Source organism: Enterobacter sp. D2, assembly GCF_034427575.1.
GTDB classification, from domain to species: Bacteria; Pseudomonadota; Gammaproteobacteria; order Enterobacterales; family Enterobacteriaceae; genus Enterobacter; species Enterobacter cloacae_M.
Map to the genome: position 1 here is coordinate 398,682 of NZ_JAXQPP010000002.1, position 20,805 is coordinate 419,486.

At 58.9% G+C, this 20,805-nt stretch carries 19 protein-coding genes; 8 read left to right on the top strand and 11 right to left on the bottom strand.

What is annotated here, in order from left to right:
* Positions 1 to 26: 26 nt before the first annotated feature.
* The gene (locus SPG90_RS14090) at positions 27 to 926 is read right to left on the bottom strand and encodes an AraC family transcriptional regulator (RefSeq protein WP_023309177.1); all 900 of its coding nucleotides are present in this window, start codon (positions 924 to 926) and stop codon (positions 27 to 29) included.
* Positions 927 to 1,121: 195 nt separating this feature from the next.
* Between SPG90_RS14090 and yqhD the strand changes: the two genes are divergently transcribed.
* A complete protein-coding gene (yqhD, locus tag SPG90_RS14095) occupies positions 1,122 to 2,285 on the top strand; it encodes an alcohol dehydrogenase (protein ID WP_045403982.1) in 1,164 nt (387 codons plus the stop codon).
* Between the two features lie 105 nt (positions 2,286 to 2,390).
* Positions 2,391 to 3,218, top strand: a complete 828-nt coding sequence (gene dkgA / locus SPG90_RS14100) for a 2,5-didehydrogluconate reductase DkgA (protein WP_023309179.1) — start codon at positions 2,391 to 2,393, stop codon at positions 3,216 to 3,218.
* 84 nt (positions 3,219 to 3,302) lie between these two features.
* Here the strand turns inward: dkgA and SPG90_RS14105 are convergent, their stop codons facing one another.
* Complete coding sequence (locus SPG90_RS14105; protein ID WP_047173598.1) at positions 3,303 to 5,474, bottom strand: YgiQ family radical SAM protein; 2,172 nt, start codon at positions 5,472 to 5,474, stop codon at positions 3,303 to 3,305.
* Between the two features lie 199 nt (positions 5,475 to 5,673).
* Between SPG90_RS14105 and SPG90_RS14110 the strand changes: the two genes are divergently transcribed.
* Positions 5,674 to 7,149, top strand: coding sequence for a TrkH family potassium uptake protein (locus SPG90_RS14110; RefSeq protein ID WP_023309185.1), 1,476 nt, complete (start codon positions 5,674 to 5,676; stop codon positions 7,147 to 7,149).
* 30 nt (positions 7,150 to 7,179) lie between these two features.
* Here the strand turns inward: SPG90_RS14110 and ftsP are convergent, their stop codons facing one another.
* The 4 genes from ftsP to SPG90_RS14130 all read right to left on the bottom strand — a co-directional run bounded on the left by ftsP (position 7,180) and on the right by SPG90_RS14130 (position 12,330).
* Complete coding sequence (gene ftsP / locus SPG90_RS14115; RefSeq protein ID WP_047173600.1) at positions 7,180 to 8,592, bottom strand: cell division protein FtsP; 1,413 nt, start codon at positions 8,590 to 8,592, stop codon at positions 7,180 to 7,182.
* 58 nt (positions 8,593 to 8,650) lie between these two features.
* The gene (gene plsC / locus SPG90_RS14120; protein WP_045404006.1) at positions 8,651 to 9,388 is read right to left on the bottom strand and encodes a 1-acylglycerol-3-phosphate O-acyltransferase; all 738 of its coding nucleotides are present in this window, start codon (positions 9,386 to 9,388) and stop codon (positions 8,651 to 8,653) included.
* Between the two features lie 163 nt (positions 9,389 to 9,551).
* Positions 9,552 to 11,810, bottom strand: coding sequence for a DNA topoisomerase IV subunit A (gene parC / locus SPG90_RS14125; RefSeq protein ID WP_029740706.1), 2,259 nt, complete (start codon positions 11,808 to 11,810; stop codon positions 9,552 to 9,554).
* Between the two features lie 118 nt (positions 11,811 to 11,928).
* Positions 11,929 to 12,330, bottom strand: coding sequence for a YgiW/YdeI family stress tolerance OB fold protein (locus tag SPG90_RS14130; protein WP_023309189.1), 402 nt, complete (start codon positions 12,328 to 12,330; stop codon positions 11,929 to 11,931).
* Between the two features lie 139 nt (positions 12,331 to 12,469).
* Between SPG90_RS14130 and qseB the strand changes: the two genes are divergently transcribed.
* From qseB to lysM, 5 genes are all read left to right on the top strand, one after another.
* The gene (gene qseB, locus SPG90_RS14135) at positions 12,470 to 13,129 is read left to right on the top strand and encodes a quorum sensing response regulator transcription factor QseB (RefSeq protein ID WP_045356056.1); all 660 of its coding nucleotides are present in this window, start codon (positions 12,470 to 12,472) and stop codon (positions 13,127 to 13,129) included.
* Complete coding sequence (gene qseC, locus SPG90_RS14140; protein ID WP_047173601.1) at positions 13,126 to 14,475, top strand: quorum sensing histidine kinase QseC; 1,350 nt, start codon at positions 13,126 to 13,128, stop codon at positions 14,473 to 14,475. The genes qseB and qseC overlap by 4 nt, the downstream gene beginning before the upstream one ends.
* A gap of 104 nt (positions 14,476 to 14,579) precedes the next feature.
* The gene (locus tag SPG90_RS14145; RefSeq protein ID WP_322408202.1) at positions 14,580 to 15,161 is read left to right on the top strand and encodes an NAD(P)H-dependent oxidoreductase; all 582 of its coding nucleotides are present in this window, start codon (positions 14,580 to 14,582) and stop codon (positions 15,159 to 15,161) included.
* A 31-nt stretch (positions 15,162 to 15,192) separates the two neighbouring features.
* Entirely contained in the window at positions 15,193 to 15,507 is a 315-nt protein-coding gene (locus SPG90_RS14150; RefSeq protein ID WP_023309193.1) for a putative quinol monooxygenase, read from the top strand.
* A 141-nt stretch (positions 15,508 to 15,648) separates the two neighbouring features.
* Complete coding sequence (lysM, locus tag SPG90_RS14155; RefSeq protein WP_023309194.1) at positions 15,649 to 16,089, top strand: peptidoglycan-binding protein LysM; 441 nt, start codon at positions 15,649 to 15,651, stop codon at positions 16,087 to 16,089.
* 17 nt (positions 16,090 to 16,106) lie between these two features.
* Here lysM and SPG90_RS14160 read toward each other — a convergent pair whose 3' ends face one another.
* Genes SPG90_RS14160 through SPG90_RS14180 form a run of 5 tightly spaced genes read right to left on the bottom strand, consistent with a single transcriptional unit; the run spans position 16,107 to position 20,780 of the window.
* On the bottom strand, positions 16,107 to 16,994 hold the full coding sequence (locus tag SPG90_RS14160; RefSeq protein WP_047173604.1) for a MurR/RpiR family transcriptional regulator: 888 nt from the start codon (positions 16,992 to 16,994) through the stop codon (positions 16,107 to 16,109).
* Positions 16,991 to 17,941: an iron-siderophore ABC transporter substrate-binding protein gene (locus SPG90_RS14165; protein ID WP_047173605.1), complete on the bottom strand. Its 951-nt coding sequence runs from the start codon at positions 17,939 to 17,941 to the stop codon at positions 16,991 to 16,993. Before SPG90_RS14165 ends, SPG90_RS14160 begins: the two co-directional genes overlap by 4 nt.
* Before the next feature lie 9 nt (positions 17,942 to 17,950).
* Positions 17,951 to 18,991: a FecCD family ABC transporter permease gene (locus tag SPG90_RS14170; RefSeq protein ID WP_045404020.1), complete on the bottom strand. Its 1,041-nt coding sequence runs from the start codon at positions 18,989 to 18,991 to the stop codon at positions 17,951 to 17,953.
* Entirely contained in the window at positions 18,988 to 19,971 is a 984-nt protein-coding gene (locus tag SPG90_RS14175) for a FecCD family ABC transporter permease (protein WP_163354169.1), read from the bottom strand. The genes SPG90_RS14170 and SPG90_RS14175 overlap by 4 nt, the downstream gene beginning before the upstream one ends.
* Positions 19,968 to 20,780, bottom strand: coding sequence for an ABC transporter ATP-binding protein (locus SPG90_RS14180; RefSeq protein WP_029740700.1), 813 nt, complete (start codon positions 20,778 to 20,780; stop codon positions 19,968 to 19,970). Before SPG90_RS14180 ends, SPG90_RS14175 begins: the two co-directional genes overlap by 4 nt.
* Positions 20,781 to 20,805: the final 25 nt, after the last annotated feature.

Here is a 20,805-nt window from a genome sequence, read left to right on the forward strand (position 1 = left end):
TCTCCCCATAGGGGAGAGGAAAAAGCTTAAGCTCCCTGCATGGTTCGGATGCGTGATGCATCTTCTCCCGGCGTGACGCCGAAATAGCGCTTAAACTCCCGACTGAACTGCGACGCGCTTTCGTAACCCACCCGCATTGCCGCCGCGCTGGCCTTCATGCCGTCGTGGATCATCAGCATCCGCGCCTTATGCAACCGGTAGGTTTTAAGGTACTGCAGCGGCGAGGTGCTGGTCACCGACTTGAAGTTATGATGAAACGCCGAGACGCTCATGTTCGCTTCCGCCGCCAGCTGGTCGACGCTGAGGTTCTCCGTGTACTGGCTTTCAATGCGCTTGAGCACGCGGCTTATCAGGCTGAAGTGGGTCTGTCGGCTCACCAGAGCCAGTAATGCCCCGCCGCCCGGGCCCAGCAGCACATGGTAGAGAATTTCGCGGACGATCTGCTTGCCCAGAATACGCGCGTCCAGCGGCCTTTCCATCACGTCCAGCAGACGTTCAATGGCGCAGAGGATCTCTTCCGACAGCGTCGCCGAGTTAATCCCGCTCGACGCCATAGACGGCTGGAAGAACTCATCTTCGCCAATCTCCATCAGCAGCTCCTGCAGCTGAAGAATATCGACGTTGACGCGAATACCGGCCAGCGGAACGGCCTCTGTCGCGAAGGTTTCACATTCGAAGGGTAAAGGTACCGTCAGGAGCAGATATTCATTGGTGTCGTAGCGGAACACGCGCTCGTTGATATAGCCAATTTTATGGCCCGAGAAGAGAAAAACGATGCCCGGCTGGTACATGACCGGCGTGCGCGTCCCGGGCTGCGTGCCATAAAGCAGGCGAATGTCAGGAAGCAGATCGCTGACACCATTTTCTTTATCTATCAGTCTTTTAATCTGCGCAGTTAGCTGATGGCAGATCGCTTCACGGTTCATATTACGTTACTCCGGGTACGGTTTCCGACGTTGACAGTGTGCGTCGTTTTCCGCGCTTTCTCCAGCGCTCTGTAGAAATGGGCAAGACATCGGCAGGAATGTGCATTGAGAGGATAGCCCCGGACAGACACAATGTGCAGCATCAGGTCGCCCTCTGCGCCACCACGGTTTTTCACCCACTAAAGGGAACGAGCAATGAACAACTTTAATCTTCACACCCCAACCCGCATTCTGTTTGGTAAAGACGCTATCGCCGATCTGCGCGCCCAGATCCCCGCTGACGCCCGCGTACTGATCACCTACGGTGGCGGCAGCGTGAAAAAAACCGGCGTGCTGGATCAGGTTTACAGTGCCCTGAACGGTCTGGACGTGCGAGAGTTCGGCGGCATCGAGCCAAATCCGTCTTACGAAACGCTGATGAACGCGGTGAAAATCGCCCGCGAAGAGAAGATCACCTTCCTGCTGGCCGTCGGCGGCGGCTCCGTGCTGGACGGCACCAAATTCATCGCGGCGGCAGCGCACTACGCTGACGGCATCGATCCGTGGCACATTCTGGAAACTCGCGGCAGCGACATTAAAAGCGCCATCCCGATGGGCTCCGTGCTGACCCTGCCGGCCACCGGCTCTGAATCCAACAAGGGCGCGGTGATCTCCCGCAAAACCACCGGCGACAAACAGGCCTTCATGAACGAACATGTTCAACCTGTGTTCGCGATCCTGGATCCGGTTTACACCTACACCCTGCCTGCGCGTCAGGTGGCGAACGGCGTGGTCGATGCCTTTGTTCATACCGTTGAGCAGTACGTCACGTATCCGGTAGATGCCAAAATTCAGGATCGCTTCGCGGAAGGCATTCTGCTGACGCTCGTCGAAGAAGGTCCGAAAGCGCTGAAAGAGCCGGAAAATTACGACGTGCGTGCCAACGTCATGTGGGCGGCAACGCAGGCGCTGAACGGCCTGATCGGTGCTGGCGTACCGCAGGACTGGGCAACCCACATGCTGGGCCACGAGCTGACGGCGATGCACGGTCTGGACCACGCGCAAACGCTGGCCGTTGTGCTGCCTGCGCTGTGGAACGAAAAGCGGGACACCAAGCGTGCCAAACTGCTGCAGTACGCAGAACGCGTGTGGAACATCACCGAGGGTTCTGACGATGCGCGTATTGATGCCGCCATCGAAGCGACCCGCAGCTTCTTTGAAGGTCTGGGCGTGCCAACGCGTCTCTCTGGCTACGGTCTGGACGGCAGCTCCATCCCTGCCCTGCTGGCGAAACTCGAAGAACACGGCATGACCCACCTGGGCGAGCACGGCGACATTACGCTGGACGTCAGCCGTCGCATCTACGAAGCGGCACGCTAAGCGTTTTTGCCCTCCCGACTTTCGTTTTTTGACATTTCGTCCAGACTTAATGCACAACCCATCGCCGGAGGAACCCTCCGGCGATGCGCACCTGAAGGAGGAAAAATGGCAAACCAAACCGTAATCAAGCTGCAGGACGGCAACGTGATGCCCCAGCTGGGGCTAGGTGTATGGAAAGCCGGTAACGACGAGGTCGTCTCCGCCATTCATAAAGCCCTGGAAGTCGGCTATCGGTCCATTGATACCGCCGCCGCATATAAAAACGAGGACGGCGTGGGTAAGGCACTGGCCAGCGCCGGCGTCCCCCGCGATGAGTTATTCATCACCACGAAACTGTGGAACGACGATCAAAAACGGCCCCGCGAAGCGCTGGAGGAGAGCCTGGAGAAACTCCAGCTCGATTTCGTCGATCTCTGGCTGATGCACTGGCCGGTTCCGGCTATCGATCACTACGTTGACGCCTGGAAAGGGATGATTGAACTGCAGAAAGAGGGGCTGGTGAAAAGCATCGGCGTCTGTAATTTCCAGGTTCATCACCTGCAGCGGCTGATTGACGAGACTGGCGTTGCGCCAGTGATTAACCAGATCGAGCTGCACCCGCTGATGCAGCAGCGCCAGCTTCATGCCTGGAACGCCACGCATAAAATCCAGACCGAGTCCTGGAGCCCGCTGGCGCAGGGCGGCGAAGGGGTATTCGATCAAAAGATTATCCGTGAGCTGGCGGATAAATACGGTAAAACCCCGGCGCAAATCGTCATTCGCTGGCATCTGGACAACGGCCTGGTGGTCATTCCGAAATCGGTCACGCCGTCGCGCATCGCCGAAAACTTCGACGTCTGGGATTTCCGTCTGGACAAAGAAGAGCTGGGTGAGATTGCGAAGCTGGATAAGGGTAAACGTTTAGGCCCTGACCCTGATCAGTTTGGCGGGTAGTCGCGTAAAAAAGCCGGGTGGCGGCTTCGCCTTACCCGGCCTACGTGTCGAAATAAAAAACCCCGGCTTGCCGGGGTTTTTTATTTACGCTTTGCGCTTCACGGGCTTCTTCACACTCGAATTACCGTTCGAACGCTGATGCACGATTGGCGTATGCTTGGTCAGCGCCGGGCGCGTATTGCGGTTCTGGCGACGCGCTTCGCGCATCTCCTCCAGCGTCGGGGCCGGTACCAGACAGTCGCGGCGCGAGCCGATCAGGTGTTTTTTACCCATCTCTTCCAGCGCCTGACGGATCAGCGGCCAGTTTTTCGGATCGTGGTAACGCAGCAGCGCTTTATGCAGACGACGCTGTTTATCCCCTTTCGGCACCACCACCTCTTCACTCTTGTAGCCAATCTTACTCAGCGGGTTCTTGCCGGTGTAATACATGGTCGTCGAGTTGGCGAGCGGTGACGGATAGAAGTTCTGCACCTGATCCAGACGGAAGCGACGCTGCTTCAGCCACAGCGCCAGGTTCACCATGTCTTCATCGCGCGTGCCCGGGTGGGCGGAGATGAAGTATGGGATCAAATACTGCTCTTTACCCGCCTGCTTTGAATAGGTATCGAACAGCTCTTTAAAGCGATCGTAGCTGCCCATGCCCGGCTTCATCATTTTCGACAGCGGGCCTTCCTCGGTGTGCTCCGGCGCAATCTTCAGATAGCCGCCGACGTGGTGCGTCGCCAGCTCTTTGATGTAGCGCGGATCTTCCACGGCGATGTCGTAACGTACTCCGGACGCGATCAGGATCTTCTTGATGCCCTTCAGGTCGCGCGCGCGGCGGTAGAGGTTGATCGTCGGCTCGTGGTTGGTGTCCATATGCTCGCAAATGCTCGGATAGACGCAGGAGAGGCGACGGCAGGTTTGCTCCGCGCGCGGCGACTTGCAGCGCAGCATGTACATGTTCGCGGTTGGGCCGCCAAGGTCGGAAATCACGCCGGTAAAGCCCGGCACCGAGTCGCGAATAGCTTCGATCTCATTGATGATCGAATCTTCAGAGCGGCTCTGGATAATACGGCCTTCGTGCTCGGTAATGGAGCAGAACGAACAGCCGCCGAAGCAGCCGCGCATGATGTTGATCGAAAAGCGGATCATCTCATACGCCGGGATACGGGCGTTGCCGTACGCCGGGTGCGGAACGCGTTTGTACGGCAGCGCAAAGACGCTGTCCATCTCTTCGGTGGAGAGCGGGATCGCCGGCGGGTTGATCCAGATAAAGCGCTCGCCGTGCTTCTGCATCAGCGCGCGGGCGCAGCCAGGGTTGGTTTCATGGTGCAGAATACGGGACGCGTGCGCGTAGAGCACCTTGTCGGCTTTCACCTTCTCGTAGGACGGCAGCAGCACGTAGGTCTTTTCCCACGGTTTCGGGCGCGGCGGCTGCACAACGATAGCCTTCGCTTCCGCTTTTTTCGGCTCAACCGGCTTGTTATCGGCACACGGCAGATCTTCGCCGTACGGGTGCGGGATCGGGTCGATTTTGCCCGGCATATCAATGATGCGGGAATCCACCCCGCTCCAGCCCGGCAGCGCCTCTTTCACCATAATGGCGGTATTGCGCACGTCGCGGATGCTGCTAACCGGCTCACCCTGCGACAGACGGTGCGCCACTTCCACCAGCGGACGCTCGCCGTTACCGTAAATCAGCATATCGGCTTTGGAATCCACCAGCACCGAGCGGCGTACGGTATCTGACCAGTAGTCGTAGTGGGCGGTGCGGCGCAGGCTCGCCTCGATGCCGCCCAGGATCACCGGCACGTCTTTCCAGGCTTCTTTACAGCGCTGGGTATAGACCAGGGTTGCGCGGTCGGGGCGTTTGCCCGCCACGTTATCCGGCGTATAGGCATCGTCATGGCGCAGCTTACGGTCGGCGGTGTAGCGGTTGATCATCGAATCCATGTTGCCTGCGGTCACGCCGAAGAACAGGTTCGGTTTACCCAGACGCATAAAGTCGTCTTTGCTGTTCCAGTCAGGCTGGGAGATGATCCCCACGCGGAAGCCCTGCGCCTCAAGCATACGGCCACAGATGGCCATACCGAAGCTCGGATGGTCAACGTAGGCATCGCCCGTGACCAGAATGATGTCGCAGCTGTCCCAGCCCAGTTGGTCCATCTCTTCCCGGGACATCGGCAGGAATGGCGCCGGTCCAAAGCAGGCCGCCCAGTACTGGGGCCAGGAGAAGAGGTCACGATCCGGCTGGATCAGGGAAATTGCGCTCATAATGCTTCCGAAGAAAAAATAGACAAAAGGAGCGGGATTATACGCTGTTCATCCGCCAGATTTGAAGAAAAGGATGCAGGAAGCAGGCAGATATTCGGGGAAGTCGTTAAAATACGGCGCCCTGATAATTTTGAATCATAATATTCACTATATTTTCCGGTGATTTGCCCCGGAACGTGTTATTGCGCGGAGCTCTGTCGTGAAGCCCAACGATTCGTTACATGTATCCCAGCTGCGGGTTGTCCTTCACCTCTGCGGTTTTCTGGTTCTGCTGTACAGCCTTTCCATGCTGCCGCCGATGGTTATCGCCCTGCTGAATAAAGAGCGGACCTACTTTGCCTTTCTGACCACCTTTTTAACCTTTTTTACTCTCGGAGGGTTAACCTGGCGGGCAACCCGTCACGCCGGCATACAGCTGCGCACCCGCGACGGGTTTGTGATTATCGTGCTGTTCTGGCTGCTGTTTTCATTCATTAGCGCCATGCCGCTCTGGATGGATGACGGGCTACGGCTCTCCTTTGCCGACGCGCTCTTTGAAGGGGTTTCCGGGATCACCACCACTGGGGCAACGGTGATCGGGGACGTCAGCGCCCTGCCTAAGTCGTACCTTTATTACCGCGCACAGCTGAATTTCATTGGCGGGTTAGGCGTCATCGTGCTGGCCGTCGCGGTCCTGCCGCTGCTGGGCATTGGTGGCATGAAGCTCTATCAGTCAGAGATGCCGGGGCCGTTCAAGGAGGAGCGTCTGACTCCCCGCCTTGCCGATACCGCGCGCACGCTGTGGGTGACCTACTTCGCGCTGGGCGTGGCCTGCACCCTGGCCTACTGGCTGGCGGGAATGTCATTTTTTGACGCCCTCTGTCACGGGCTGTCGACCGTGTCGCTGGGCGGGTTCTCCACCCGCAGCGAGAGCATTGGGTTTTATGACAGCCACGCGATTGAGCTGGTCGCCGGGGCGTTTTCACTGCTCTCCGCGTTCAACTTCACCCTCTGGTACGTCGCCATTGTCAGACGCACCCTGAAACCGATTCGCCGCAGCCCGGAGGTTAAATTCTTTCTGAGCGCCGCCGCGGTGATTATTGTCATCACCGCCTGGCAGGTCTGGCATGCCGGGATGTACAACGCCACGGATAGCCTGGTGCACGCCTTCTTCCTTGCCAGTTCGATGATGACCGATAACGGCCTTTCGACCGCCGACTATGCCCAATGGCCCGCACACACCATTTTCCTGCTGTTGAGCGCCAGCTTTTTTGGCGGCTGCGTAGGCTCGACCTGCGGCGGGATCAAAGCCCTGCGTTTTCTCATTATGTTCAAGCAGAGTATTCAGGAGATGAACCAGCTGGCGCATCCGAGAGCGCTGCTGAGCATTAAGGTGGGCAAAAGCGTAGTGAATGAACGCGTCCTGCGCTCGGTATGGAGCTTCTTTTTTCTCTACGTCATGATCACGGGCTTTTTTGTCTGGTCGCTCAATCTGATGGGCTACGACCTGTTCACCGCATTCGCAACGGTCGCCGCCTGCATCAACAACATGGGGCTGGGGTTTGGGGAGACGGCGTCGACGTTTGGCACGTTAACAGAGGGGGCAAAACTACTGATGTGCGCGGCGATGATCCTGGGGCGTCTGGAAATTTACCCGGTGCTGATTCTGTTCTCGCGCTTTTTCTGGCGGGCATAAACCATTCCCGGCGAACCGGGAATGTCAGGATTATGGCGCAGGGTTGATCAGCATCTGCCCCACAGAGCCCCTGTCCATCATCTCCAGCGTCTGGCTGTGGAACAGGAACGGGAAATGCGGCCACGAAGGCTGACCGTAGTAGACAAGCAGCTCAACCTGGCCGTCCACCCAGACGGTATCTTTCCAGCCGCGGTCTTCCGGGAACGGCATCGCACCGTTGACGTTGCGGATCAGGAATGCCACCCCTTCAATATGGAACGACTGCGGCATATCTGAACGGACCGTCCAGCGCTCCCAGGAGCCCTGCTGCGCGGTAATGTCGATGCGGTTGACGTCCCACAGCGCGCCGTTGATGCCCGGATCGTCGCCCAGGCTGATATCACGGCTGCGCACCGGCGAGCCGCTCATGATCTCCTGCGGCAGCAGGCGCATTGGCAGGCTATCGGTCACCAGCGGCAGCAGACCGGTCGGGCGCAGGGTCAGCACCAGGGTCGAGACAAGAATGCTCGACGGTTCAAAGAACCCGCGAATGCGGTCCACAATGCTGGCCGCTTCACCGCAGGTGACAGACACTTCATCCCCGTTGGTCATATCAATGAGAACTTCGCGACGTTCTCCCGGCGAGAGCGCCAGCTGTTTGACGGACACCGGGGCCGGTAAAAAGCCCTGGTCGCCGGAGATCACGTGCAGCGGACGGCCATCGCTCATTTGCAGCTGATAGCGGCGCGAGTTGGACGCGTTGAGCAGGCGCAGGCGCACCCAGCCGCGCGAGACCTCGACATACGGGCTTTGCGCGCCGTTGACCAACAGCGTATCGCCGACGAAGCCACCGCTGCCCGGCTCGCTGTATTCCGGCGTACCGAAATTATCCAGACGCTTGTCCTGGATGATAATCGGGAAGTCATCCACGCCGTAGTGGTTCGGGATCGGCAGGGATTTGCTGACCTCATCTTCCACCAGCCACATTCCTGCCAGGCCGTTATAAACCTGCTGCGCCGTGCGGTTAGGGGTGTTGGCGTGATACCACAGGGTTGCCGCACTCTGGCGAATCGGCAGAACAGGCGCCCAGTCGGCGCTGGGTGACATCATGCGCGCCGCGCCGCCAATCAGCGGTCCAGGCACCTGCAGGCCGCTGATGGTCATGGCGACATTTTCAGGGGTACGGTTACTGTAGATGAGCTTAACGTCATCGCCATTCCACACGCGTATGGTCGGCCCAAGGTAACGTCCGTTAATGCCCCAGACCGGCGCGCGCGTCCCCTGGGTGAAGGACCAGTGGCTGCGCTGCAGCGTCAGGAAAAGCGGCTGACCGCGACGAGATTCAATTAATGGCGGAATAGGCAGCGGCTGTTGCTGCCCGGCGGCGCTGGCTGTCAGCGGCATCGCACCCGCACAAAGGGCGATCCCGGAAGCCTGAATAAACTGACGCCGACTGAGTGACATATAAGCTCCATCTGAAACGACTAACAACGCGGGAATTCGTTTTCCCTTCAACGCCGGATTAAATCTTCCCGGCGGCTTCTCTCTCTGCGACTTCTTTGTCGAGCTGCGCAATATGCTGAGCCATCAGCTCACGGCAGTGCGCTGCCAGCTCGCGCACCTGGTCTTTACCGTATTTGCTGGTATCGACGGGTGGCAGCATTTCGACAATCACCAGCCCGTTATTCAGGCGGTTAAGATTAATCTTATTCGAAGTATTGGAAACGCACACAGGAATAATTGGAACACCTGCCGCAATTGCGGCATGAAACGCCCCGGTTTTAAACGGCAGCAGGCCGCGGCCGCGGCTACGCGTCCCTTCCGGGAACATCCAGATTGAAATTTTGCGCTTTTTAAAATGATTCACCACTTCCGCAATGGTGCTGTGCGCTTTTGCACGGTTATTACGGTCGATCAGCAGGTTACCGGTAAGCCAGTAAAGCTGACCAAAAAACGGGATCCATAGCAGGCTTTTTTTGCCCACCGTCACGGTCGGTGGAAGCACGATATTAGAGGCCGTCACCATATCGTAGTTGTTCTGATGGTTGGCGATATAGATGGCGTTACCGAAATTCTCCGCCCCTTCCGGCAGACGTTTTTCAACTTTCAGACCAAACAGCGGCGCAAGACGCCCGAACATATGGCCAAAGGTGGCGACATGCTTCGGATTACGCGGGCTGAACAGGCAATAAATAGAGCCGAAAATACAGACCAGAATGCAGTAGATAACGGTAAGAATAAGACGAACAATATATAGCATAGCGACCTCTGAAGCCCCAACAGCTGACAATTATACTTCACCTGTGGCCAGGTAAGGACTTTATTACGAGCGCGTATTGTTAATCGCAACGCACGAATTAACAACGATTTTACGGGAAATTTTATTGAAATTCCCCCTCCGGACAGAGGGGGATATCACGACATTACTCTTCGCTGTCACCCGCGGTGCTGCGTGCAGGAGAGTCAATCTCCACGCGATCGATACGCTGCAGACCGCGCATCAGCGAGCCGCGGCGACCGCGCTCACCCACCACCTTCTGCAGCTCTTCCGGACGAAGCTTGATTTTGCGCTTGCCGACGTGAATGGTCAGCGTGCTCTGCGGCGGCAGCAGGAAGAGGTGCGCCAGGCCATCTTCGCCTTTCGCGGCCTCCGCCGACGGGATGTTGATGATCTTGTTGCCCTTGCCTTTTGACAGCTCAGGCAGATCGCTGACCGGGAACATCAGCATGCGTCCGGCGGTGGTGATCGCCAGCAGCATGTCGCTTTCGTTCTCGATCACCAGCGGTGCCATCACGTGAGCGTTGTCCGGCAGGCTAATCAGCGCCTTACCGGCACGGTTGCGGGAAACCAGATCGTTGAAGGTACAGATAAAGCCGTAGCCCGCATCAGACGCCAGCAGCAGCTTCTGATCATCGGCTTCCATCAGCATATGGTCAACCGTCGCGCCCGGCGGCAGCGTCAGCTTGCCGGTGAGCGGCTCGCCCTGCCCGCGCGCGGAAGGCAGCGTAATCGGGTCGATGGCGTAGCTGCGGCCGGTGGAGTCGATAAACGCCACCGGCTGGTTGCTCTTGCCTTTCACCGCCGCTTTGAAGCTGTCGCCCGCTTTGTAGCTCAGCCCCGGCGCGTCGATATCGTGGCCTTTGGCGCTGCGCACCCAGCCGCTCTGCGACAGAACAATGGTGACCGGCTCGGACGGCTGCATGTCATGCTCGTTCATCGCCTTCGCTTCTTCACGCTCGTGCAGCGGAGAACGACGGTCGTCGCCGAAGGCGTCTGCATCGGCCTGTAGCTCTTTCTTCAGCAGGGTGTTCATTTTGCGCTCGGACGCGAGGATCGCCTGCAGCTGATCGCGCTCTTTCTCCAGCTCGTTCTGCTCGCCGCGGATTTTCATCTCTTCCAGTTTGGCGAGATGGCGCAGCTTCAGTTCGAGGATCGCTTCGGCCTGGGTTTCGCTAATGCCAAAGCGCGACATCAGCGCCGGCTTAGGCTCGTCCTCGGTACGGATGATCTCAATCACTTCATCGATATTGAGGAACGCCACCAGCAAACCTTCGAGGATATGCAGGCGCTTAAGCACTTTCTCCAGACGATGGTTCAGACGACGACGGACGGTATCGCGGCGGAAGGTCAGCCATTCGGTGAGGATCTCCAGCAGGTTTTTCACCGCCGGGCGTCCGTCGAGGCCAATCATGTTCAGGTTGATGCGGTAGCTTTTTTCCAGATCGGTGGTGGCGAACAGGTGGTTCATCACCTGCTCCATGTCCACGCGGTTGGAGCGCGGCACGATCACCAGACGGGTTGGGTTCTCATGATCCGATTCGTCGCGCAGGTCGTCCACCATCGGCAGCTTTTTATTGCGCATCTGGGAGGCGATCTGCTCCAGCACTTTAGCACCGGAAACCTGATGCGGCAGCGCGGTGATCACCACGGCGCCGTCCTCTTTATTCCACACCGCGCGCATGCGCACGGAGCCGCGACCGTTCTGGTAGATTTTGCGGATTTCCGCGCGTGAGGTGATGATCTCAGCTTCGGTCGGGAAATCTGGCCCCTGCACGATATCCAGCAGCTCGTCGAGCGTCGCTTTCGGCTGCTCGATAAGGGTAATAGCGGCTTTCGCCACTTCACGCAGGTTGTGCGGCGGAATGTCCGTCGCCATACCGACCGCGATACCGGTGGTGCCGTTCAGCAGGATGTTCGGCAGACGCGCGGGCAGCATCTTCGGCTCCTGCATCGTACCGTCGAAGTTTGGCACCCAGTCAACGGTTCCCTGACCCAGCTCGCCCAGCAGCACTTCGGCATATTTAGAGAGACGGGATTCGGTATAACGCATCGCCGCGAAGGATTTCGGATCGTCCGGCGCACCCCAGTTCCCCTGCCCGTCCACCAGCGGGTAGCGGTAAGAGAACGGCTGCGCCATCAGCACCATCGCTTCATAACAGGCGCTGTCGCCGTGCGGATGGTATTTACCCAGTACGTCACCGACGGTACGGGCGGATTTCTTGAACTTGGCGGTGGCGTTCAGCCCCAGTTCGGACATCGCATAGACGATGCGGCGCTGAACGGGCTTCAGGCCATCCCCGATAAACGGCAACGCCCTGTCCATGATGACGTACATGGAGTAGTTCAGGTAGGCGTTTTCCGTGAATTCATGTAGCGCGAGGCGCTCTGCCATATCGCTCATTACGTGTGATTCCTCAACTCAGAAACCGAAGGGTTTCAGGCAATATTGCCGCAGATACTACCTCATCTGATGAATTGAGTCACAAAGAAAAAGGGCCGCACAGGCGGCCCTTTTCGGGTTATTTGTTCAGCTTAATAACCTGCTTCACGTCGATTTCAAACTCGTTCCAGTCTTTATCGACTTTACCCTGCAGTTCAACTTTATCCTGCGGAGTGACGGTCACGCCGTTCCAGCGCTTGTGGTCAATCTCAACTACGACCGTGCCGGACTCATCGCGGAAGGTGTAGCGGTCATCGGACAGGCGCTCGGTAATGTTCCCGCGCAGCTTCACCCAGGCATCGTCCTTCAGGTCTTTCACTTTTGCCGCGGTGGTGAGGTTGGCGTTGTTATCGACAAAACCGCCCTGCTGAGTTTGCGTCTGGGTCTGTGTGGCCGATGGGCCAGTAAAACCGCCCTGAGCAGCAAAGACCGGCGCGGTGGTCATCATCATGATGGCAGCAATTGCAGCGAATTTTTTCATTTTCATCTCTCCCTTTAATGTCGTTTCGCAATCCATTTAACAGGGTAATCCTTAACAACTTCTTAAGGGAAAAATTTATTTATTATTGCTGTACAGCAGGCGCTTACAGAGAGTTTACTGACGGCATCAAGGAGGGAACATGCGTATTTTACTGGTAGAAGACGACAGGTTAATCGGCGACGGTATCAAGGCGGGGTTGAGCAAAATGGGCTTTAGCGTGGACTGGTTTACCGACGGTAAAACCGGCCAGGCCGCGCTCTCCTCTGCACCCTATGATGCCGTGGTGCTGGATCTGACGCTGCCGGAAATTGACGGTCTGGACATTCTGCGCGCGTGGCGCGAAAGCGGGCGCAGCGAGCCGGTATTAATTCTGACGGCGCGGGATGCGCTTAACCAGCGCGTCGAAGGGCTGCGTCTTGGGGCGGATGATTATCTCTGTAAGCCGTTCGCGCTGATCGAAGTGGGTGCCCGCCTCGAAGCGCTGGTCCGCCGCAGCCACGGCCAGGCGCGTAGCGAACTGCGTCACGGGAAGGTCACGCTCGATCCGACCCGTCTCATCGCCACGCTGGACGGTGAGCCGCTGACGCTCAAGCCGAAAGAGTTCGCGCTGCTGGAACTGTTAATGCGTAACGCCGGTCGGGTGCTGCCGCGAAAGCTGATCGAGGAAAAACTCTATACCTGGGACGACGACGTCTCCAGCAACGCCATCGAGGTCCACGTCCATCATTTGCGCCGCAAGCTTGGGAGCGAGTTTATCCGCACCGTGCACGGCATCGGCTACACCCTGGGTAACGCATGAAACTGACGCAACGCCTGAGCCTGAAGCTGCGCCTGACGCTTCTCTTCCTGCTGCTCTCTCTGACGGCCTGGTTTGCCGCCAGCCTGGTCGCCTGGCAGCAGACGACCCACAAGCTCGACAAGCTGTTCGATACCCAGCAGATGCTGTTTGCTAAACGGCTGCTGACGATGGATCTGGACGAGATCAGCGCCCCCGAACGCATGCGCGAGATCCCGAAAAAAGTGAAGCACGGTCGTCTGGACGACGACGCGCTGGCTTTCGCCATTTACGCCGTCGACGGCAAAATGCTCCTCAACGACGGTGAAAACGGACGCGATATTCCGTACCACTATCGCCGCGACGGGTTCGATAACGGGCAGCTACAGGGCGACAACGACGAGTGGCGTTTTTTATGGCTAACCTCACCTGACGGAAAATACCGCGTGGTGGTCGGCCAGGAGTGGGAGTACCGCCAGGAGATGGCGCTTGACGTGGTCAGCTCGCAGCTGACCCCCTGGCTGGTGGCGCTGCCCGTGATGTTGCTGATGCTGATCGTCCTCCTGAGTCGGGAGCTGAAGCCGCTGAAAAAGCTGGCGCAGACCCTGCGCTCCCGCTCGCCGGATGCCACCGATAAACTGCCGACGGAGGGCCTTCCTACGGAAGTGCGCCCCCTGCTCGACGCGCTGAATCATCTCTTCGCGCGCACCCAGGAGATGATGACCCGCGAGCGCCGCTTTACGTCCGATGCCGCCCACGAGCTACGCAGCCCGCTGGCGGCACTGAAGGTGCAAACTGACGTGGCGCAGCTGTATCAGGACGATCCCGAGGCGCAGTCCAAAGCCCTTTCGCAGCTACATGCAGGTATCGACCGCGCCTCCCGGCTGGTGGATCAACTCCTCACGCTGTCGCGCCTGGACTCGCTGGATAACCTTGACGATGTCGAACCGATTCCCCTGGCCGACTTGCTGCAGTCAGCCGTGCTGGATATCTGGCATCCGGCGCAGCAGGCGGGCATTGATCTTCGCCTGAACATCCATGCACCAGAGGTTACACGCACGGGCCAGCAGATCCTCATGAGCCTGCTGGTGCGCAACCTGCTGGATAACGCGATTCGCTACAGTCCGCGCGGCAGCGTGGTGGACGTGACGCTGGACGCGCGTGGCTTTACCGTGCGCGACAACGGCCCAGGCATTTCACCTGACGCGCTGGCGCGCGTCGGCGAGCGCTTTTATCGTCCGCCGGGTCAGGATGCCACGGGCAGCGGGCTGGGGTTATCCATTGTAAAACGCATCGCCACCCTGCACGGGATGCGCGTTTCGCTGAGCAATGCGCCTGAAGGCGGTTTTGAAGTGAAGGTCAGCTGGTAGGGATTATTGCGTTTAACGCAAAAGACTTTGCACATTTTGCTCATTTTACCGCACCGTCCTCGCGCGTAGAATACTGACCAAACTCTCATCATCGAGGACAAATAATGAGCAACATCCTGATTATCAACGGTGCAAAAGAATTTGCGCATTCTAAAGGCCAGCTGAATGACACCCTGACCGAGGTCGCGGACGGTTTCCTGCGCGACGCCGGGCATGATGTTAAGGTCGTGCGCGCGGACAGCAATTATGACGTGAAGGCCGAAGTGCAGAACTTCCTGTGGGCTGACGTGGTGATCTGGCAGATGCCAGGCTGGTGGATGGGCGCGCCGTGGACCGTAAAAAAATACATGGACGACGTGTTCACCGAAGGTCACGGCTCACTGTATGCCAGCGATGGCCGCACCCGCTCTGACGCCTCCAAAAAATACGGCTCGGGCGGCCTGATTCAGGGCAAAAAATATATGCTCTCGCTGACCTGGAACGCCCAGCTGGAAGCCTTCACCGATAAAGATCAGTTCTTCGAAGGCGTGGGCGTCGACGGCGCGTACCTGCCGTTCCACAAGGCTAACCAGTTCCTGGGCATGGATCCGCTGCCGACCTTTATCGTCAACGACGTGATTAAAATGCCTGACGTCCCGAGCTATATCGCAGAATATCGCAAGCATCTCGCGAAAATTTTTGCTTAACTGGTAGCCTGGAATTAAAGGAGTAGTAAACATGCTTACCGTAATCGCAGAAATCCGTACTCGTCCAGGTCAACATCACCGTCAGGCGGTGCTGGATCAGTTCGTGAAAATTATCCCGACCGTACTGAAAGAAGAAGGCTGCCACGGCTACGCGCCGATGGTGGATGCCGCCACTGACGCCAGCTTCCAGGCGACCGCGCCAGACTCAATCATCATGGTTGAGCAGTGGGAAACCGTCGCGCACCTTGAAGCGCACCTGCAGACCCCTCACATGAAAGCGTGGAGTGACGCGGTGAAGGGTGACGTGCTGGAAACCCACATCCGCATTCTGGAGCAAGGGGTTTAAGTTTCCCCTCACCCCGCCCTCTCCCACAGGGAGAGGGCGAACAGATCCAGGCCCGGTGAGCGTCAGCGCTACCGGGTTTTTTATCAGCTTAAAACTCAACTGCTATGCTTATTCTGACTTCATGATTAACAGGAGGATGGAATGGGTCTTTTTAACTTCGTGAAAGAAGCAGGCGAAAAGCTATGGGATAACCTGACCGATCATAAAGGCCAGAGTGACAAAATCACCGAGCATCTCAAAAAACTCAATATTCCCGGTTCAGATAAGGTTCAGGTTAACGTTACCGACGGCAAAGCCAGCGTGACGGGTGACGGGCTGACCCAGGAGCAGAAAGAAAAAATCCAGGTCGCCGTCGGGAACATCGCGGGCGTCAGCGAGGTGGAGAACAACATCACCGCGACCGATGCCAAAGATGAAGCCACCTACTATACGGTGAAATCCGGCGATACCCTGAGCGCTATCTCCAAAACCGTCTACGGCGATGCCAACAAGTACAATAAGATTTTTGAGGCTAACCGCCCGATGCTCTCCAGCCCGGATAAAATCTATCCTGGCCAGACGCTGCGTATTCCTAAGGCGTGATCCGCGAGCCGGGGAAATCAGCTGCTTTTCTTCCCCGGTTTTAACCCACGATGTAACTCGTTGATGCGCTTCATCGACTTGATGGTGCGCTGCGGCTCGGTGGAGGCCACGGATAAAATAATCATCTCCAGACACAGCAGCACCGTGCCGTGGAGCGGAATTTTGCCTTTTTCGCCGCCGCGCGGAACGTGAATCACCACGCTGGCCTCCTTGCTGAAGCGTGAGTCGAGGGCGTTGGTCAGCAGGATGGTTGGAATGCCCAGACGCTTCGCTTCACGCAGCGTTGTTTGCCCCTCCCGGTGCGCGGATTTCTGCGCCATCATCACCAGCACGTCGCCGCGCTGAAGCGCAATCAGCTGCTCGGCAAGCCCTATTCCGGTACGGTTAAGCGGCGTGGCGGGTAACCCCATTCGGCTGAACAGCCTGGCGGTGTACTCGGCCAGAATGCCGGAGGCGCCAATGCCAAATATGGCGACCTGCCTCGCCTGCGCCAGCAGAGAGACGGCCTGGGCCATCGCGTAGCGGTTGTGGGGCTCGGATAACACTTCGCAGGTGTGCTGATGCCCCTCCAGCACGAAATCAATGCTCGCGTTGACGTCGCTGGCGAGCGTATTCACCGTGGTGGACATCTTTTCGCTGGAGGTGACCACCGGACCAAACCACTGCTCCAGCGTTTGCTTGAGATCGCGCAGCCCGGCGAAACCCAGCGCCTGAATGGCGCGGACCACCGTGGCGTCTGAGGTTTTCAACAGCGTCGCGATCTCCATCGCGGTCTGTTCCATCACCGCTTCTCGGTTGTCATGAATATAGCGTGCAACCTGCAGCAGACGCGGCGTCAGCTGATGCGCGCGCGCGCGAAAGCGGTCGCCATAGATATCCACGCGCCCTTTCTCTTTGCGGATCACCGTGACGCCTCCGGCAGCGGACGCCCGGCAATCTGCGACTGCACCTGCGCGGCCATCAGCCCTAACGAGGCGTACGAATTCGAGATGGCCTCTTCACGCGAGATCAGCACGTAATGCCCGGTTCGGCAGGCATTCAGGAACTGACACCAGCCCGGCATGACCGCATCCATCGCCGCCAGCTCGTCCTGCGGTTTACCGCCCGTATCCCCGCGCCAGGTGGCGAAGACGAAATCGGCATCCAGCTCCGGCAGGCGCTCGGCGCTGACGTCGATGCGCCCTCCTTCCGGGATGCTCTCAATCAGCGGCGGGAAGGTGAACCCGGCGTCGCGCAGCACGCGGCCCAGCGAGTGGTAGCTGTGCATGACGTTAATCTTTCCCTGATTCGCCTGAATCACGGACACGGTCACCTTGCGGGTATCAATAGTCGCCTTCAGCGCCTTAATCTGCTCCTGATAGCGCCGCTCCAGAACCTTAAGCCGCGCCTGCGTTCCCGTCAGCTGAGCCAGCTTGCGGTAGATCTCCGGCGCGCCGCCGTCGAGATGATCGATGCTCACCGTCGGGGCAATTTTCGCTAGCTGTTCCACCGGGGTGTTGCGGGTCGGCTCGGTAACGATCAGGTCAGGCTTTGCGGCGGCGATGGCTTCAATGTCGATATCGGCCGTGCCGATAAATTTAATGTCGGAATTATCGAAGTCGACGCCGGTCAACATGCCGCTGGAGCGCAGAAAGTGGCTGCCGTCCGGCCGCGTGCGGCCATGGCTTGCCACCGGCGGCACGCCAAGCTCAATCAGCGGAATGGTGATATCCAGATCGTGTAAAGAGACAATCCGTTTCGGATGAACCGGCACCACCACTTTTCGGTTCAGATCGTCAGTAAACGTCTGCGTCGGCTCCGCCGCCCCCACCGCGAACCCCACCAGCAACAGCATCGAAAACAGTACGCGCATCATAGTCTCCTAAAATCTGTCCCGACGCTGCCAGAGCAGCAGCAGGAAAAACGGTCCGCCAATCAATGAAATCACAATTCCCGCCGGCAGCTGCAGCGGGAGGAATGCCAGACGTCCGACGTTATCCGCCAGCAGCACCAGCAGCGCGCCCAGCACGGCGCTTCCAGTCAGGAGCGCGGTTTGCCCACCGCGCAGCAGCAGGCGCGCCATATGCGGGGCAATAAGCCCCACGAAACCTATACTGCCAACGCACGAGACGCAGGCCGCCGTCAGCACCACCGGGGCGAGAACCCGCAGCAGCGCCAGCCGGGTTATGCGAACGCCAAGGCCCGCTGCGGCCTGATTGCCGAGCAACGCCACGTCCGCAGCCCGTGCGGTAAAAAGCAGCAGCGCAAACGCGGGGGCAGCCCAGAGCGCGGCTAACCCCACCAGCGTCCAGTTTGCCGCATGCAGGCTTCCCGCCAGCCACAGCATCGCCGTCTGCACGTCCCGCACGTCGGCGGTGGTGATAAAGACGCCCATTGCGGCGGCAAACGCCCACGACACGCCGATGCCGATCAGGATGAACCGCGGGCGCGAGATATCGCGCGCCAGGGCGATAACCAGCAGCGCGGTAAGCAGTCCACCGGCCATGCCGACCAGAGGACGCCAGGCCAGGCCCAGCGCCGGGAACTGAAAAATCAGCAGCAGTACCGCCGCGCTACAGCCCTCCTTCACGCCGATAAGCCCGGGATCGGCCAGACCATTGCGGGTGATGGACTGCATTGCCGCCCCCGCCATGCCGAGCATCGCGCCGCACAGCACCGCCATCAGCAGGCGCGGCAGGCGGATATCCATCACGATGTAGCGCGTCTCCGCCGTCAGACTCTCAGGAGAAAACAGCGCGCGCCCGATGGCGGAGGTGGGAACAGGAAGAGATCCGTGCGTCAGGCCAAAGCCCAGCAGGCTTAACGCCACCAGCGCCAAAAGCGTCAGGCACGCCAGCGCCCGCGGGCGAACCAGCGCCGATACACGGCCAATACGGATCGCGCGGAATCCGGCCCGGTTCATTTGAACATCCTCGACGCCATAAAGATGAATACGGGTGCGCCGACCAGGGCCGTCATGATGCCGGTTGCCAGCTCCCAGGGCGTAAACAGCGAGCGGGCGGCGATATCCGCCAGCAGCAGAACCAGCGCGCCGCACAGGGCTGACAGCGGCACCATCACGCGTAAATCGACCGACACCAGACGGCGAATGAGCTGCGGCACGACCAGGCCGATAAAGCCAATCGGCCCGGCAATTGAGACGGCCGCGCCGCAGAGCAGCGCGATGGCCAGCAGGGCGAGCAGGCGGGTTTTCAGCAGCGACACGCCAAGCCCCTGCGCCATTCGGTCTCCCAGCGCAAGCATGTTGAGCGAGGGCGACAGACCGATGGCGAGAACAAAACCGGCTGCTGCGGCCCAAAGGGCGCTCCGGAGCGTCTGCACGTTGATCCCGGCCAGGTCCCCTGCCAGCCAGGTGCGCATGGCGAGCAGCGTCTGTTCATCGAGAATTAACACCGCGGCGGTAATCGACGAGGCAAACGCCGACATCGCCACGCCGCACAGCGTGACCTTCATCGGCGTAAGCCCGGTGCGACCGGACGAGGAGAACATCAGAACCAGCAAAAACAGCGCGGCGGCACCGGCGGCGGCAACGAGCGGGCGACCAAACGGCAGCGACAGCCCAAGCGCGCTGGTAATCACTACCGCCAGCGCGGCCCCGGCGTTGAGCCCCAGAATATGCGGCTCGCCGAGCGGGTTGCGGATCACGGACTGCAGCAGCACGCCCGCCACGCCGAGCGCGGCGCCCGTCACCATCGCGGCGCAGAGGCGCAGCAGTCTTAATTTGATAATGACGTTATGGTCGAAATTGCGCGGATCGAAATGGAAGAATGCCTCCACCACCGTCTGCGGGGCGATGAAGCGTGCGCCGATGCCCAGGTGCAGAATAGCGCCCAGCGCCAGCAGCAGTGCGGAGATCGGAAAGGCCAGAGAGGAGCGCATCATGGCTGAACGGTGCTCTGGCGAAACGGCATAAAGAACGGCTTGCCGGTCAACGGATTTATGGACATATGCACGTCGACATCAAACACCGCTTTGATCAGCTCCGGCGTGCAGGCATCGCCCTCATGCAATACGCCTTCAACTTTCCCCTGGCGTAAAAAGACCAGCGAATCGCCGTAGTTCACGGCGAAATTGAGATCGTGCAGCACCACCACGACGGTACGTCCGTGCTGGCGGGTCAGGGTGTGCAGCAGTTCCAGGATCTCCACCTGATAGCGAAGATCGAGAAACGTCGTGGGCTCGTCAAGCAGGATATACGGCGTTTGCTGCGCAAGCGCCATGGCGATCCAGCAGCGCTGACGCTGGCCGCCGGATAAGCTTTCCACCGGCATATGGGCAAACTCCGCCGTTCCGGTCAGACGCAGGGCCTCTTCCACCGCCAGCTCGTCCTCGTCGCTCCACTGGCGCATAAAGTTTTGCCAGGGAAAACGCCCGCGCGAGACCAGCTCAAAGACGGTTAACCCTTCCGGGAGCAGCGGAGACTGCGGCAGGATACCCAGCTCGCGGGCGACGGCTTTGGTCGGCTGCTCGTGGATCGCCTTGCCGTCGAGAACTGCCGCGCCGCCAAGCGGCTGAAGCAAACGCGCAATGGTGCTCAGCAGCGTGGATTTTCCGCAGCCGTTCGCCCCTACCAGCACGGTCATTTTCTGCTGTGGGATCGCAAGGGAGATATCATCAACGATGATTTTTTTCTGATAGCCCGCAGAGAGGTTCTCCAGAACCAGTCCCGGTTTTTTTGTGTTGTGAGCCACGTGAATGCCAACGTAATAAAAAAGC

Coding starts and splice junctions, on each gene's coding strand:
- SPG90_RS14105 (WP_047173598.1), bottom strand. CDS start 5,474: ATGAGCGCAATTTCCCTGATCCAGCCGGATCGTGACCTCTTCTCCTGG.
- qseC (WP_047173601.1), top strand. CDS start 13,126: ATGAAACTGACGCAACGCCTGAGCCTGAAGCTGCGCCTGACGCTTCTC.
- SPG90_RS14145 (WP_322408202.1), top strand. CDS start 14,580: ATGAGCAACATCCTGATTATCAACGGTGCAAAAGAATTTGCGCATTCT.
- qseB (WP_045356056.1), top strand. CDS start 12,470: ATGCGTATTTTACTGGTAGAAGACGACAGGTTAATCGGCGACGGTATC.
- SPG90_RS14165 (WP_047173605.1), bottom strand. CDS start 17,941: ATGCGCGTACTGTTTTCGATGCTGTTGCTGGTGGGGTTCGCGGTGGGG.
- SPG90_RS14090 (WP_023309177.1), bottom strand. CDS start 926: ATGAACCGTGAAGCGATCTGCCATCAGCTAACTGCGCAGATTAAAAGA.
- plsC (WP_045404006.1), bottom strand. CDS start 9,388: ATGCTATATATTGTTCGTCTTATTCTTACCGTTATCTACTGCATTCTG.
- SPG90_RS14170 (WP_045404020.1), bottom strand. CDS start 18,991: ATGAACCGGGCCGGATTCCGCGCGATCCGTATTGGCCGTGTATCGGCG.
- ftsP (WP_047173600.1), bottom strand. CDS start 8,592: ATGTCACTCAGTCGGCGTCAGTTTATTCAGGCTTCCGGGATCGCCCTT.
- SPG90_RS14175 (WP_163354169.1), bottom strand. CDS start 19,971: ATGATGCGCTCCTCTCTGGCCTTTCCGATCTCCGCACTGCTGCTGGCG.
- dkgA (WP_023309179.1), top strand. CDS start 2,391: ATGGCAAACCAAACCGTAATCAAGCTGCAGGACGGCAACGTGATGCCC.
- lysM (WP_023309194.1), top strand. CDS start 15,649: ATGGGTCTTTTTAACTTCGTGAAAGAAGCAGGCGAAAAGCTATGGGAT.
- yqhD (WP_045403982.1), top strand. CDS start 1,122: ATGAACAACTTTAATCTTCACACCCCAACCCGCATTCTGTTTGGTAAA.
- SPG90_RS14130 (WP_023309189.1), bottom strand. CDS start 12,330: ATGAAAAAATTCGCTGCAATTGCTGCCATCATGATGATGACCACCGCG.
- parC (WP_029740706.1), bottom strand. CDS start 11,810: ATGAGCGATATGGCAGAGCGCCTCGCGCTACATGAATTCACGGAAAAC.
- SPG90_RS14150 (WP_023309193.1), top strand. CDS start 15,193: ATGCTTACCGTAATCGCAGAAATCCGTACTCGTCCAGGTCAACATCAC.